The organism is Aequoribacter sp. (genome assembly GCF_965659035.1).
Classification (GTDB): domain Bacteria; phylum Pseudomonadota; class Gammaproteobacteria; order Pseudomonadales; family Halieaceae; genus Aequoribacter.
The window spans coordinates 1-1,046 of record NZ_CBFHWH010000192.1; the positions used below are offsets into that span (position 1 = coordinate 1).

The 1,046-nt window shown below is 52.9% G+C and carries 1 protein-coding gene; it reads left to right on the forward strand.

Going from position 1 to position 1,046, the window contains the following annotated elements; genetic code table 11:
- Nucleotides 1-34: 34 nt before the first annotated feature.
- Nucleotides 35-1,046: TonB-dependent receptor plug domain-containing protein (locus ACTF5Z_RS12305; protein ID WP_438985889.1), on the forward strand; the 1,012-nt coding region annotated here is incomplete at its 3' end.

Genomic DNA, 1,046 nt, shown 5'->3' on the forward strand with positions numbered 1-1,046 from the left:
CGCTTCCCTCACACAGTGAATGGATGGGGTGAAAATGAATAATTTGTCTGCGTTTCGTCGATCGGCTTTGTCGCTTGCTCTTGCGGCGCTTACGACGTCGGCTGTGGCGGATAATGAGCTTGTTGTTCAAGCCTACGATGAAGATGGCGCGTTAGCCGGTGTCGAAGTCGTACTGGACGGCGAGACGGTAGGCATCACCAAATCCGATGGCAGCTTAATGGCTGATCTAGATGCCGGTGGTCACGTGCTGGTGATTCGCGTTGATGGCAAGGAAAAAGTGGTTCGGTTCCCCTCGGGTGCCGGACAGCTGGCCGATTTAGTGGTCACCTTGAACGACGACGAGTTAACGCACTTTATCGACGTGTTTTCAGCCGTTGAAAGTGCGGCTGAAAAGCGGGATGTTGCCAAAGGCAAACTCCAGATTCGAGTTCGTAAAGGCGTTAAGTCTGCTGCCAATCAGATTGTCATGGTGTCCGGCGTCGGCGCGGTATCGACCAATATGCAGGGGCGTGCCGAGGTCGAAGTCCCTCGAGGCCCTGTAACGGTCAAATACGGCGATGAGAAGCGAGAGTTGCGCGTGTTAGGCGGCGTGACGCGCGCGGTAAATTTTGATCTACCCGGTGAAGAAGGCGGTTTCGAAGTCGCGATGCCCTCCATCGAAGAGGTGGTGGTGTTGGGTACTTTTAACCCTGCTGGTATGGAAGTGTCCGAACGCGACACGGCCAGCATTGTCGACACGATGGATAACGAGTTATTGGTTCGTTTTTCGGATGCAGATGTCGCGGCAGCAGTGGTTCGCGTGCCCGGTATTTCGGTACAGGACGACAAATTTATTTTCATTCGTGGCTTAGGCGGTCGCTACATTACTTCGACCTTAAATGGATCGACGCTTCCCAGTACCGACCCATCTAAGCGAACTGTCCCGCTCGATTTGTTCCCCAGCAGCTTTGTTAATCAGCTCGATATCAAAAAGACCTTCTTGGGTTTTATGCCCGGTGAATCTACCGGTGGTAATCTTGTCATTAACACGAAGACTTTCCCTGATG